General features: G+C 56.9%; 13 protein-coding genes. 4 read left to right on the forward strand and 9 right to left on the reverse strand.

Going from position 1 to position 12,133, the window contains the following annotated elements; translation table 11 throughout:
• A complete protein-coding gene (locus HMPREF2796_RS06240; protein WP_070631971.1) occupies positions 1-387 on the reverse strand; it encodes a VOC family protein in 387 nt (128 codons plus the stop codon).
• Positions 388-597: 210 nt separating this feature from the next.
• Between HMPREF2796_RS06240 and HMPREF2796_RS06245 the strand changes: the two genes are divergently transcribed.
• On the forward strand, positions 598-1,983 hold the full coding sequence (locus HMPREF2796_RS06245) for an FAD-binding oxidoreductase (protein WP_070631975.1): 1,386 nt from the start codon (positions 598-600) through the stop codon (positions 1,981-1,983).
• Between the two features lie 34 nt (positions 1,984-2,017).
• Positions 2,018-2,293 carry a hypothetical protein gene (locus HMPREF2796_RS06250; protein ID WP_049258681.1) on the forward strand — a complete coding sequence of 92 codons (276 nt, stop codon included), beginning with the start codon at positions 2,018-2,020 and terminating at the stop codon, positions 2,291-2,293.
• Here HMPREF2796_RS06250 and HMPREF2796_RS11105 read toward each other — a convergent pair.
• Positions 2,290-2,487, reverse strand: coding sequence for a hypothetical protein (locus HMPREF2796_RS11105; RefSeq protein WP_141749176.1), 198 nt, complete (start codon positions 2,485-2,487; stop codon positions 2,290-2,292). The genes HMPREF2796_RS06250 and HMPREF2796_RS11105 overlap by 4 nt on opposite strands.
• 23 nt (positions 2,488-2,510) lie before the next feature.
• On the opposite strand from HMPREF2796_RS11105, the gene HMPREF2796_RS06255 reads away from it, so the two are divergent.
• A complete protein-coding gene (locus tag HMPREF2796_RS06255; protein WP_064103594.1) occupies positions 2,511-2,930 on the forward strand; it encodes a hypothetical protein in 420 nt (139 codons plus the stop codon).
• A 179-nt stretch (positions 2,931-3,109) separates the two neighbouring features.
• Here HMPREF2796_RS06255 and HMPREF2796_RS06260 read toward each other — a convergent pair whose 3' ends face one another.
• The 4 genes from HMPREF2796_RS06260 to tsaD all read right to left on the reverse strand — a co-directional run bounded on the left by HMPREF2796_RS06260 (position 3,110) and on the right by tsaD (position 7,349).
• Positions 3,110-3,838 (reverse strand): amino acid ABC transporter ATP-binding protein, encoded by a 729-nt coding sequence (locus HMPREF2796_RS06260; RefSeq protein ID WP_070631978.1) that lies wholly within the window; start codon positions 3,836-3,838, stop codon positions 3,110-3,112.
• Between the two features lie 62 nt (positions 3,839-3,900).
• Positions 3,901-4,680, reverse strand: a complete 780-nt coding sequence (gene rsmA, locus HMPREF2796_RS06265) for a 16S rRNA (adenine(1518)-N(6)/adenine(1519)-N(6))-dimethyltransferase RsmA (protein WP_070631981.1) — start codon at positions 4,678-4,680, stop codon at positions 3,901-3,903.
• Positions 4,681-4,830: 150 nt separating this feature from the next.
• Positions 4,831-5,808: a bile acid:sodium symporter family protein gene (locus HMPREF2796_RS06270; protein WP_064105391.1), complete on the reverse strand. Its 978-nt coding sequence runs from the start codon at positions 5,806-5,808 to the stop codon at positions 4,831-4,833.
• Positions 5,809-6,302: 494 nt separating this feature from the next.
• A complete protein-coding gene (gene tsaD, locus HMPREF2796_RS06280; protein WP_070631987.1) occupies positions 6,303-7,349 on the reverse strand; it encodes a tRNA (adenosine(37)-N6)-threonylcarbamoyltransferase complex transferase subunit TsaD in 1,047 nt (348 codons plus the stop codon).
• Positions 7,350-7,991: 642 nt separating this feature from the next.
• Here tsaD and HMPREF2796_RS06285 point away from each other — a divergent pair.
• Positions 7,992-8,240, forward strand: coding sequence for a hypothetical protein (locus HMPREF2796_RS06285; protein ID WP_168162819.1), 249 nt, complete (start codon positions 7,992-7,994; stop codon positions 8,238-8,240).
• A 273-nt stretch (positions 8,241-8,513) separates the two neighbouring features.
• On the opposite strand, the gene ccsB is transcribed toward HMPREF2796_RS06285, so the two are convergent.
• From ccsB to HMPREF2796_RS11525, 3 genes are all read right to left on the reverse strand, one after another.
• On the reverse strand, positions 8,514-9,746 hold the full coding sequence (ccsB, locus tag HMPREF2796_RS06290; RefSeq protein ID WP_210385352.1) for a c-type cytochrome biogenesis protein CcsB: 1,233 nt from the start codon (positions 9,744-9,746) through the stop codon (positions 8,514-8,516).
• The gene (locus HMPREF2796_RS06295) at positions 9,733-11,769 is read right to left on the reverse strand and encodes a cytochrome c biogenesis protein ResB (RefSeq protein WP_070631993.1); all 2,037 of its coding nucleotides are present in this window, start codon (positions 11,767-11,769) and stop codon (positions 9,733-9,735) included. Before HMPREF2796_RS06295 ends, ccsB begins: the two co-directional genes overlap by 14 nt.
• Before the next feature lie 171 nt (positions 11,770-11,940).
• The coding region (locus HMPREF2796_RS11525) for a hypothetical protein (protein ID WP_210385353.1) at positions 11,941-12,133 on the reverse strand (193 nt) is incomplete at its 5' end.

The raw sequence follows: 12,133 nt of genomic DNA on the forward strand, positions 1-12,133 counted from the left end.
TTAAGCGGGCGAATGCAGGCCGATGCGGTTGCCTTCGCTGTCTTCGATGAAGGCGGCAAAACCGTTGGCGATGGGGAATTTGGCGGTGAGTATTCTGCCGCCGGCCGCTTCGGCGGCGCGGGCGGTTTCGGCGCAGTCGGCACAGTTGAAAAATACGGTGATGCCGCCGTGGCCGGCGGGTTGCGCAGAGGGGTCGTGCCAGAGCATGCCGCCGATGCCGTATTGCTCCCAGGCGGGGGCGAACAGATACATTTGGCGTTGCGGGTCTTTGCCGGGCACTTCTTGCAGGGGCAAGCCGAACACGGTTTCGTAGAAGCGGGCAGCACGTGCTAAGTCCTGCGCATTGAGGGCAAACCAGCTTACGGGATTTTGCGGGGTATTGTTCATATAGCGATTCCTAGTGGTGTGGGTAGTAAACTCGGGCAACTATACGGCGCTTGGTTGGAAAAGTAAAGTTAGATTGGAGGGAATGAAAAATTACTTTTAAGCAATATTCGGTATTCGGTTTTCAGGTAGCCTGCCGATGGCTGAAGGCTACCTGAAACCTCGGTCTTGCCGCTACAATACTGCCCATCCCAATCTTTCAGGTAGCCTCAAATGAATCCCGCCCATATTCCGCAAGCCCTACACACTTTGCTCAGCGAACGCGAAATCATTGCCGACCCCGCCCCGCTGCTTGCCGACCGGCGCGGCCGCTATATCGGCCAGGCTGCCGCCGCGGTGATGCCCGATAGCGTGGAAAATGTGCAGAAGCTGGTGCGCTGGTGTGCCGAACACCGTGTGCCGATTACCCCGCAGGGCGGCAACACCGGCCTGTGCGGCGCGGCCGTGCCAAACGGCGGCATTTTGCTCAACCTCTCGCGGCTCAACCGCATCCGCAGCCTCAGCCTGGCCGACAACGCCATCACCGTGGAAGCCGGCGCGATTCTGCAAAACGTGCAAGAAGCCGCAGCCCAAGCTGGGCGGCTGTTTCCGCTCAGCCTCGCCAGCGAAGGCACCTGCCAAATCGGCGGCAACATCGCCTGCAACGCCGGCGGGCTGAACGTGGTGCGCTACGGCACCACGCGCGATTTGGTGCTCGGGCTGGAAGTGGTGTTGCCCGACGGCAGCCTGCTCTCCCATCTCGCCCCGCTGCACAAAAACACCACCGGCTACGACATCCGCCAGCTCTTTATCGGCAGCGAAGGCACGCTCGGCGTCATCACCGCTGCCACGCTCAAGCTCTTCTCCCCGCCGCAAACCACCGCTACCGCCTGGGTTGGCTTAGACAGCATTGAAGAAGCCGTGCGCCTGCTCACCCACATACAAGGCCGTTTCGCCGAGCGGCTGTGCAGCTTCGAGCTGGTAAGCCGCCCCGCGCTTGCCCTCTCCGCCACTTATAGCCGCCTCAGCCCGCCGATTGATGCCGAGTGGCATATCTTGCTCGAGCTAAACGACAGCCTGCCTCAGCCTGAGTTGGCCAACGATTTGGCCGAATTCCTGTTTGCCGGCGGCTGGGAAAACGCCGTGCTGGCACAGTCGGAGAGCGAGCGAGCCGAATTGTGGCGGCTGCGCGAAGACATCTCCGCTGCGCAAAAAGCGCTCGGTGCCAGCATCAAACACGACATCGCCGTGCCCATCGCCCGCGTGGCCGAATTTGTGGCCAACGCCTCCGCCGCGCTCAAGCAGGCCTATGATGGCATCGAAATCATCGTATTCGGCCACCTTGGCGACGGCAGCCTGCATTTCAACACCTTCCTGCCGCACATCCGCAGCAACCAGGCCTACGAATACGAAGACGGCATCAACCGCATCGTCTACCAACACACCCTTGCCTGTCAGGGCACGATTGCTGCCGAACACGGCATCGGCCAAGTGAAAAACCACTGGCTGCCCAGCGTGCGCAGCCCCGTGGAAATCGAGCTGATGCGCGCCATTAAGCAACAGCTCGACCCGCATAACCTGTTCAACCCCGGCAAACTGTTCCCGCCACAGGCTACCTGAAAACCGCTAACTAACAACACAAGGAAACCTAATCATGAACCAAGCCTTCAAAATCCGCTGCCCGCTGCCGCATTGCACCGGCTGGGTAACCCAGCTCGACCCTGAAGACGGCTCACTGTTTATGTGCGACGACTGCGGTCAAGTGTGGGAAACCAAAGCCGAGCTTGATGCCGCGATTGCCGAAATCATAGCCCGCTTCCCCTACCGCGCCGCCGTGTACCGCCAAACCGCCGAAGGCTTCGCCGCCGTACCCGAAGCCGAAGAACCGGCAGATTACGAAACACAGGTGAACCAAGAGCCGTGGGCTTAAAGCAGCACGTTTCCCGTTGCCGTTTGAATACAGAAAAGGCTACCTGAAAGCGTGAGCTTCAACGCAGTTAAAACGAACGAAGTGAGTTTCTGCGAAGCTAAAACGAGCGAAGGAAGTTTCGCTAAAACGCAGCGCCGCGAAGTTTCCACCCAGCCGGGAGCTTCAGGTAGCCTCACGCCCGCAGCGGCATCCATCTTCCATCGGTGGAGTAGCAGCTATGTATCCGTTAAAACTGAAAACCGAAATTTACCAAGCCATTGCAGCATTTTTAGATGCCTACAAGCGGCAAGACACCCAAACCTTGGCCGAGCAATTTGATATTCACGGCGGGTTTTTGGAAGAAATTGATGAAATGCTGGATTTCATTGAAGACAAAACCAAGCTACGTCTTTTTCCCCTGGAGGAGATGGATAAGTTTGAATGCGGCAGCACCGGCCTGAGCATCTTCGGCGATTTGAGCGATGATGAAGAGGAGGAAGAGGATAAGGAAGCGGAGCCGGAAAGCGAAGAAGAATCCGTGGGCGTGGAAGCCAAGCTGTATGAAGAGGGCGAGGCGCAACACATCGGCTATATCGTGGGCGAATATTATTTAAACGGCCAAGAGCCGGCCTTTATATTCCAATATTTCAGCGTGTAGCCCAACGCAAAAAAGGCTACCTGAAAATCCGCCCAGCGGTTTTCAGGTAGCCTTTTTATAGTGAATTAACAAAAATCAGGACAAGGCGACGAGCCGCAGACAGTACAAATAGTACGGCAAGGCGAGCCAACGCTGTACCGGTTTAAATTTAATTCACTATAACTTTTCAAATTAGGTAATTAAGCCTTCATCACCTGTTTCAAAAACTGCTTCGCCCGCTCGCTGCTCGGGTTGGTGAAGAACACTTCCGGCGTGTCCACTTCCACGATTTTGCCCTGATCCACAAAGATAATCCGGTCGGCCACTTCGCGGGCGAAGCCCATTTCGTGGGTCACGCACATCATGGTCATGCCGCTTTCGGCCAAGTCTTTCATCACTTTGAGCACTTCGCCCACCATTTCCGGATCGAGCGCGGAGGTGGGCTCGTCAAACAGCATCACTTGCGGCTCCATGGCCAGGCCGCGGGCGATGGCCACGCGCTGCTGCTGGCCGCCGGAAAGCTCGCCGGGCATGGCGTCTTTTTTATGCGCCAGGCCCACGCGCTCCAAGAGTTGCAGCGCTTTTTCTTCGGCCTGGGTGCGGCTTTGCTTTTTCACTTTTATCGGCGATAGCACGATGTTTTCCAGCACGCTCAAATGCGGATAAAGGTTGAAATGTTGGAACACGAAGCCCACTTCGGCACGGATTTTGTTCAGGTCGGTGGCTGGGCTGGCCACGTCTACGCCGTCCACCCAAATTTCGCCGCTTTGGATTTGCTCGAGCTGGTTTACGGTGCGGATGAGGGTGGATTTGCCGCTGCCGGAGGGGCCGCACACCACCACTACTTCGCCTTTTTTCACTTCGAGGTTGATGGCGCTCAGAACGTGCAGTTCTTTAAACCATTTGTTTACGTTTTTAAATTTAATCATTTTCTATTTCCGGAACGGCTGGGTTGTCGGTTGGAACAATCGGCGCGGGGCGGGATTGTGTTTTAGCTGGCCTTTTGGGCTAACAGGTTGGCCAAGGCTACATATTTTTCGGGTGCGATATGTTCGGCGCGTTCTTGCGGGCTGATGCCGGCAGCCTGCAAATCATTGTCGTCGGCCAGACCTTTGAGGTTGTTGCGGATGGTTTTGCGGCGCTGGTGGAAGGCTTGTTTCACCAGGGCGGCGAATTGCTCGAAATCCTGCGCCTGCCCGATGCGGTATTTGGCCGGAATCAGCCGCACCACGGCGGAATCGACTTTGGGTGCGGGGGAAAAGGCCTCGGGCGGTACGTCGAGCAGTTTTTCCATTTCAAAGAAGTATTGCAGCATCACGCTCAGGCGGCCGAAATCGTTGCTGCCGGGCTCGGCCACCATGCGTTTCACCACTTCTTTTTGCAGCATGAAGTGCATGTCTTCCACTTCGTCGGCATAGCGGCTGAGGTGGAACAGCAGCGGGGTGGAGATGTTGTAGGGCAGGTTGCCGACGATTTTTTTGCGCCCGGGCACACTGGCGAAATCGAACTGCAATACGTCGCCTTCGTGGATAACGAGTTTGCCGGCGTAGGGTCGGGTTTTCAGGTAGCCTATGATGTCGCGGTCGATTTCGCACACATGCAGGCAATCGAGCTTGGCGGCCAGGGGCTCGGTAATCGCGCCGAGGCCGGGGCCGATTTCCACTACGGTATCGGCGGGCTGCGGCCGCACGGCCTGGACGATATCGGCAATGATGCGGGAATCTTGCAGAAAGTTCTGCCCGAAGCGTTTGCGGGCGGTGTGTTGGGTCATAGCGGTGAGCCGGGCGGCGGTTGGCGGGAAAAGTGCGGATTGTATCAGATTCGGCGGTGTGCTTGGGCGGCTTGCCGGTGGGCTGTTGCTAGAAATGAAAGGCTACCTGAAATTTTCAGGTAGCCTTTTGCTGCCAACAGTCGGTTTGGCTTACTTGGCAGCGGTATTTTCTTTTTGCGCGGCCTGTGCCTGTTTTTCGGCCTTGGTGGCCCAATAGGAGGCAAGGAGGGAGCCGGAAATGTTGTGCCACACGCTGAAGATGGCGCTGGGCACGGCCACTAGCGGCATCATGGCGAAGTGGGCTTTGGCCAGTGCCGCGCCGAGGCCGGAGTTTTGCATGCCCACTTCGATGGCGAGGGTTTTTTGCGCGTCGTAGGGCAGGCCGAAGAGTTTGGCGGCGAGGAAGCCTAAGGCATAGCCGATGGCGTTGTGCAGCACCACTACGCCGAAAATCAATAGGCCGGTTTCGATAATCTGCGCGCGGCTGCCGGCCACCACGGCGCCGATAATCAGCACGATGGCAAGCACGGAAATCAGCGGCAGCACATCGATGGCGGCGGCGGTTTGCTTACGGAACAGGGTGTGCGCCACCACGCCCAGCACGATGGGCAGCAGCACCATTTGCAAAATGGATACCAGCATTGTGGTGGCGGAAACGTCGATCCATTGGTTGGCAAACAGGAAGAATACCGCCGGGGTGAGCAGGGGCGCGAGCAGGGTGCTGATGGAGGTAACGGCCACCGAGAGCGCCACATTGCCGCGTGCAAGAAAGGTCATCACGTTGGAGGCGGTGCCGCCGGGGCAGGCGCCCACCAACACCACGCCGATGGCCACTTCGGGCGGCAGATTAAGGGCACGCGAGAGCAGGTAGGCGGTGGTGGGCATAATCACAAACTGTGCCACCACGCCGATGAGCACGGCTTTGGGGTGTTGGCCGAGGATTTTGAAGTCGGAGGGGGCGAGGGTAAGCCCCATGCCGAACATGATGATGCCCAAAAGCCAGGGGATGTAGGGGGCGATGAAGCTGGTGAAGAGGGAAGGCGCCAAGAAGCCGGCCATGGCAAATAGTGCTGCCCACAGGGCAAAAGTGTTACCGATGAAGCGGCTGAATCTTTGTAAAGCTGTCATGATGGTTTTTTGCAATTTTTAACAGGAAGGGCGAAGGATACAAGAAAGCAGGGTTGCGGGACAAGGGGCGGGCTACCTGAAAAGTGTAAAGGCTGCGTGGTATCCTCCGGCGCTGCCTCTATAGCAAATCAACTTAACTTTAAAGATGTTGTTTGGCGGAGTTGGATGGGTGAGCGTGGACAAACTGCTACTGATTGAGGTGCTGCGCACAACATTCCTTTTCGGCTACTGTGATAGTGGCACGTTGTTTTCCCATTCGGAAAGCCACAGTATTTGGCTGATATACGGCGAAATGTACACGGAGCTGGTGGCCGATAGTTTTGAATGGTTTATGGAAAAGTGGTGTTGGATAAGAAATGGGATTTCGATTAGCGGCTGTGCCGGATGGCGGTACATAAAGGGCTGTTCCAAAGGCTTGGAGCAGCCCTTAAATGTTTTTCAGGTAGCCTTTGCCGGATTGCATCAAGGCTACCTGAAAATAGGTATGCGAAGTTTTACCGCACGATTTCCGCTAGCGGCCAGCGCGGGCGCACATTGAAGCCGGTGGCGGGCTGCGCCTGTTGCAGGTGCATGGCGCCGGCGAAGGCAATCATGGCGCCATTGTCGGTACACAGCGGCAGCGGCGGGAAATAAGTGCGTACGGCTTCGGGCTTGGCTTTGGGGTTGGGGCGTACTTGCAGCGTGGCGAGTTCGGCACGCAGTTTCCAGTTGGCACCCACGCCGCCGGCCACCACAAGGGTGCGGTAGCCGGTGTGCAGCAGGGCTTGGCGGGATTTGGCCAGCAGCACGTCCACCACAGCGTCTTGGAAGGCGCGGCAGATATCGTTGCGGATGGTGTCCGGCAGGCTGCCGCCATGTTCGGCACGCACGTTTTGTACCGCAGTGAGCACGGCGGTTTTGAGGCCGGAGAAGCTCATTTGCAAATCGCGCGAATGCAGCATCGGGCGCGGAAAGGTGAAAGCATAGGGGCGGCCGAGCTTGGCCAATTCGGAAAGTTTTGCGCCGCCGGGGTAGGGCAGGCCGAGCAGTTTGGCGGTTTTGTCGAAGGCTTCGCCGGCGGCATCGTCCACGCTTTCGCCGAGCAGTTCGTAGTCGCCGATGCCGCGCACGGCCATGAATTGGGTATGGCCGCCGGATACGAGCAGGGCAACGAAGGGAAAGTCGGGTTTTTCTTCGGCTAACAGCGGGGAGAGCAGGTGGCCTTCGAGGTGGTGTACGGGGATCACGGGTTTGCCCAACGAAAAGGCGAGCGCGTTGGCATAGGCGCAGCCGGCCAAGAGCGCGCCGCCAAGACCGGGGCCTTGGGTGTAGGCGACGGCATCGATGTCGGCGTAGTTTTTGCCGGCTTCGTGCAGGCAGGCTTGGGTGAGCGGCACGAGGCGGCGGATGTGGTCGCGGCTGGCCAGCTCGGGCACTACGCCGCCGTATTCGGCATGCATGGCCATTTGGGTGTGCAGCTGGTTGCCGATGAGGCCGTGTTCGGTGCTGTAGAGCGCCACGCCGGTTTCGTCGCAGGAGGATTCAATGCCGAGAACGAGCATGATAGAAGGCTACCTGAAAAATCAAAGGCTGTATTTTATCGCAAATCAAATTGGCTTTCGCTATGGCATCGGCTTGCTAGGGCAGTAAATGGCGGTATGTGCTTGGGTAAAGTGCGGGTTTCATGCGTATGGGCGGATTGACATACACCTCCGATGAAATATTGCGGGAAAATGTCGGCTAATGCAGGCGGGAATAGACCTTGTTGTTTTTTCGCACAGGTTAATTTTGGTTAATTGTGTGTAATTTGCAGATAGGGGGAAGGTATGGTAATGAGGCGGGAGAGAGTTGGTTTTAGCCAGTATTGGTATGAAAAATATATTATTTTTTCTGATTGGGGTAGAACACTATTCTTATCGGGGCGGTATTCGTTAATTAATAGTATTGTTTGCCCAGAGCATTAGATAAGAACGATTTTGGCAGCAGATGCTTGCGTGCGGTAAGTAGAGTAGGCAGTTTAATTGCCAGCTGCCACCAAACAGCGGATAATACGCGGCAATTCTTGATTGGAATTTATCTGTGAGACGGCTAGAGGTCTGCAGATAGGGAATTTTTTAAGTTATAACTTGAACTTTGTTAGAGGTAATTCGACATGAAAAAATCTTTATTGGCCGCTGCCCTGATGTCTTTGTTCTTGGCTGCTTGTGGTGGTTCTGCTCCGGCTCCTGCCGCTTCTGCCGCTTCCGCTGCTTCTGAAGCTGCTGCAATGGCTTCTGAAGTTGCCGGCGCTGCTTCTCAAGCTACTGCTGCCGTTGAAGGCGCTGCTTCTCAAGCTACTGCTGCTGTTGAAGGTGCTGCTTCTCAAGCTACTGCTGCCGTTGAAGGTGCCGCTTCTCAAGCTACTGCTGCTGTTGAAGCTGCTGCCAGCGCTGCCAAATAATTTGGCGGTTTGAGACCAAGCAAAAGCCCCGCAAAAGCGGGGCTTTGTTTTATGGCTAAAGCACTTCGATTCTTTCAATATTGGTGTGTCTTGCCACACTTATGTATTGCTTGTGGCTCATAGCTGTGCATGAATAAAGATGTGCTTAGTTCTCATGGAGGGATTCTTGATGCTGCTGGGTGTTCCCCGGTGGTTTTATGAATTCCTCTATATATTGATCAGGCTACCTGAAAATGCAGCACAGTGAAATTTCTGTGTGGCTTATTTTCAGGTAGCCTTTTTATGGCTATAGACCGCCGTAAGAATGCAGCCCGCTCAAAAACATATTCACGCCGACGAAGGCAAAGGCGGTGATGAAGAAGCCGATAATCGCCCACCACGCCAATGGCTTGCCGCCCCAGCCGCGCACCAGGCGGATATGCAGCCAGGCTGCGTAGTTGAGCCACACCACCAGCGCCCAGTTTTCTTTCGGGTCCCAGCTCCAATAACGCCCCCAGGCATCGGCTGCCCACAGCGCGCCGAGCACGGTGGCTACGGTGAAGAAGAGGAAGCCGATGGCGATAGCTTGATACATGGCTTCTTCAATTACTTCGGCTTCAGGTAGCCGCAACGAGGGGCGGCGCAGTTTCATCAATTCGGCCACACCGAGGAAGGCGGCCAGGCAAAATGCGCCGTAGCCGATGAAATTGGCCGGCACATGCAGCTTCATCCACCACGATTGCAGGGCGGGAATCAGCGGCCGGATTTGCTGGGCGTTGCGGCTGAAGGTGTACCACAGCACGAAGCCGACTAAAATCAGCTGCAGTGTGTACACAAACACGCCTAGCCGATGTAGGCGGAACTTGCCTTCGTAATACAGAAACATCAAGGCCGTGATGACGATAAACAGGATGAACACTTCATACAGGTTCGACAGCGGAATATGGCCGTTGCCGGGGGTGAGCAGATAGCTTTCATGCCAACGCACCAGCATGCCGGTGAGCCCAATGGCAGCGGCCGCCCAAGCCAGGTAGCGGGCGATGCGAAGCAGCATGGGCACGGCGTACGTGTTGTTTGTTTCCGCCTGTTTGTTGCCGCCGAGCAAACCGAGCGCATAGCACAGCCAGGCCATCGGCACTAGGGCGCACAGCCAGCCGATAGCCGATTGGCTGGCGAGGAAATAGCGCAACAGGAAGCGTTCGCCGTTGGCCATCTGCCCGGCATAGAGCACGGTGGCGGCATAGGCCAGGGCGATGCACAGTGGCATCAGCAGGCGCAGCGGTTTGTAAAACCAGCCCAGCCACACGGCGGCGGCGGCACTGAGCCATAAAATGCACACTTCATAAATGTCCATGCGGTGCGGCAGCAGAATCTGCACCGCAGCGGCAATGGCCATCATCAGGGCGGCAAACAGCCAGTCGGCTACAGAAAGCAGCTTCCAGAAACGCTGCTCCTGCAAAAGCTCGTGCTGCGGCAGCCGGTGTGGGGCACTGGCTGCCTGTTTTTGCGACAGGGCATCGGGCGTGTTAGGGTTGGTCATGGTTCAATTCCTGCGCCAGGCGCGTGAGGTGTTGTGTGTGTGTGGCGAAAATCGGTTCCAGCTGCCGTTTGAGGCGGGCGGAGCTCATGGCGAAGCGGGCTTGGCCGTTGTCATACAGTAGCCAGGCGCGTTGTTCGCGCAGGTAAAACATAAGCGCCGTGCCTAAAATCAGCAGTACAGAGCCGAGATACACCAGGCCTTGGCCGGGCGAGCGGGTCATCTGCAGGCCGGAGGATTTTACTTCGTTGTAGCCGTTTAATTGCAGCAACACCGGCGAGCCGAAGCGGGTGAGGCCGGTATAGGCATCGAAGCTGTTGATTAAAAAACGGTTACGCTCTTCGCTCTGCGGCCAGTCCAGTCCTTGTTCGGACAGCGCTTGCTCGAGGGCGATATTGCCCGCGCCGAACAGCATTTGGTAGAACAATTCGCGCATCCGGTCTTGTTCGGCGGCGGGGATTTGGTTTTCCACGAATCGGTTGATGCCCACATAGCCTTCGCGGGCGAACAGCTCCAAGATATTGCCCAAGGCTTCGCGGAAGCGGGCTTTGGAAGGCTCGGGCATATCGGCCACGGCGCGGTCGAGCACGGCTGCGCGCAGCTCGGGCTGGAGCAGTACAGAGCGTAGGTGCATGAAGGTGTCGGGCTTGCCGTTTTTATCGGCGGGAATCATCAGCCAGCGGTAGTCTTCGCTGTTGCTGCCGCGCTCGCCGGTGGCGAAGTAGAAATCGCCGCCGCGCCGCAGAGGCAGCATGTAGTTGACATATTCACGCGCCTGGCCGGCCTGGTCGCGCAGGCGGAAGGTGATGGTGGGGCCGACGTTGCGCAGGGCATCGGACTGCTGCACGCTACGTGCTTCGTTGAGGCGGTGGCGCAGATTGGAAGGCTGCGAGGCGGCGTTATCGGTTTGCTCTTCGTCTTCCACGTTCAGCGGGCGCAGTTCGGTGAATTCGAGCGTGTATTGTTGAGTTTGGTTTTGACCTAGGTGCAGCGGGAAGGCGCTGAGCGAGGCGGCTTTGAGTTCGGTGCTGGCGGCGGAGGGTGTGCCCAAGTTCCAGGCGCGGAAGGTAAGGCCGGAGCCGCCGTCGCCGAAGCTGGCCTGATAGAGCGAGATGCCGTGCAGGGTGAAGGGATGGTTCACTTTCACGGTGGGGGTGTAAATTTGGCCGCTTTGCCGGTCGGTTACGATCAAATCGCTGGCAAAGTTTTTCGGCATGCCGTTTTCGTAGTAATCCACGTGGAATTGCTTGAGGGTTACGTTAAACGGCAATTCCTGCACCAAGAGCCCGTCGCCCGTGTCGAGAAACACTTCCTGCACGGTTTGCCCTTCGCGGATGTTTACATTGCCGCGAAACGATAAGGTATTGCTGCCCAAGCGGCTTTCTTTGCCGAAATCGTTGGAGAACTGGGCGGTTTTGTTGGGCTTGAGGCTACCTGAAAACATGGCCAGCTTAATTGGCAGATTGCTATCGATGAGGCCGCCCAGGCAAATCACGATGATGGCGGTGTGGGCGAAGATATAGCCCCATTTGTTGAGGCTGCCTTTTTTGGCCGCGATGATGAAGCTGCCGTCTTTGCGTTGTTGGCTTTGCACGGCGAAGCCGGAAACTTTCAGGTAGCGTTCGGCAATTTCGGGGGCGGGTGCGGCGGCGAGCAGGGTGCTGTGCTTCATGGCGGCCAGCGAGCGGGCGGAGGCGCTCAGGCGGAAGCTTTTCATTTCGCGCAGGAAAGGCGGAATGTTGCGCCACAGGCACAGGCCGGTGGAGAGCATCAAGAATGCCAAAATCGCCACAAACCACGGCGCGGAATACACATCATACAAGCCGAGGAAGCGGAAAATCTGATGCCAGAACGGCCCGAATTCCACCACATAAGCCACCTCGGCCTGATTTTGCTGCAACACCGTGCCGATCACCGACGCGAGCGCAAGCAGCGAGAGCAGCGCCACGGCAAAGCGCATGGAGCTGAAAAAGGCAAACCAAGGCCGCCGCAACAGCGGGGTTTTGGCGGGATCGGGTGTACTCATAACCGAAAATCCGGAGCAGAAACGTGGGATTGAAACAGCGGGATTATAACTGATTTGCCGCGGCTGCTTGGCTTATATCGTGAATTAAAATAAGGATACTGCGGAGCTGGCTCGCTGACCGTGTGTGTGCTGTCTGCGGCGTGCCGCCTGGTTTTGAGTGTTGCTAGCCCGCTATGCTGGCATAAGGAGATAGCGTGGCTTAATGGATGCGATAAGGCTACCTGAAACCAGATTGTGGTTTTTCAGGTAGCCTTTATTGATACGGGCGAAAAGGCAGAAACGGTTTGAACTGCGTTGAAGCGGCGTTTTAGCTTCGCAGAAACTCACTTCGCTCGCTTTAACTGCGTTGAAGCTCACGCTTTCA

It is taken from the genome of Eikenella sp. HMSC071B05 (assembly GCF_001811325.1).
GTDB classification, from domain to species: domain Bacteria; phylum Pseudomonadota; class Gammaproteobacteria; order Burkholderiales; family Neisseriaceae; genus Eikenella; species Eikenella corrodens.

What these genes read in the sequence shown, in the direction of transcription:
- ccsB (WP_210385352.1), bottom strand. Translation starts at nt 9,746, where the DNA reads ATGACCAACCCTAACACGCCCGATGCCCTGTCGCAAAAACAGGCAGCC.
- HMPREF2796_RS06255 (WP_064103594.1), top strand. Translation starts at nt 2,511, where the DNA reads ATGTATCCGTTAAAACTGAAAACCGAAATTTACCAAGCCATTGCAGCA.
- HMPREF2796_RS06295 (WP_070631993.1), bottom strand. Translation starts at nt 11,769, where the DNA reads ATGAGTACACCCGATCCCGCCAAAACCCCGCTGTTGCGGCGGCCTTGG.
- HMPREF2796_RS06245 (WP_070631975.1), top strand. Translation starts at nt 598, where the DNA reads ATGAATCCCGCCCATATTCCGCAAGCCCTACACACTTTGCTCAGCGAA.
- HMPREF2796_RS06240 (WP_070631971.1), bottom strand. Translation starts at nt 387, where the DNA reads ATGAACAATACCCCGCAAAATCCCGTAAGCTGGTTTGCCCTCAATGCG.
- HMPREF2796_RS06260 (WP_070631978.1), bottom strand. Translation starts at nt 3,838, where the DNA reads ATGATTAAATTTAAAAACGTAAACAAATGGTTTAAAGAACTGCACGTT.
- tsaD (WP_070631987.1), bottom strand. Translation starts at nt 7,349, where the DNA reads ATGCTCGTTCTCGGCATTGAATCCTCCTGCGACGAAACCGGCGTGGCG.
- HMPREF2796_RS06270 (WP_064105391.1), bottom strand. Translation starts at nt 5,808, where the DNA reads ATGACAGCTTTACAAAGATTCAGCCGCTTCATCGGTAACACTTTTGCC.
- HMPREF2796_RS06250 (WP_049258681.1), top strand. Translation starts at nt 2,018, where the DNA reads ATGAACCAAGCCTTCAAAATCCGCTGCCCGCTGCCGCATTGCACCGGC.
- rsmA (WP_070631981.1), bottom strand. Translation starts at nt 4,680, where the DNA reads ATGACCCAACACACCGCCCGCAAACGCTTCGGGCAGAACTTTCTGCAA.
- HMPREF2796_RS11105 (WP_141749176.1), bottom strand. Translation starts at nt 2,487, where the DNA reads ATGGATGCCGCTGCGGGCGTGAGGCTACCTGAAGCTCCCGGCTGGGTG.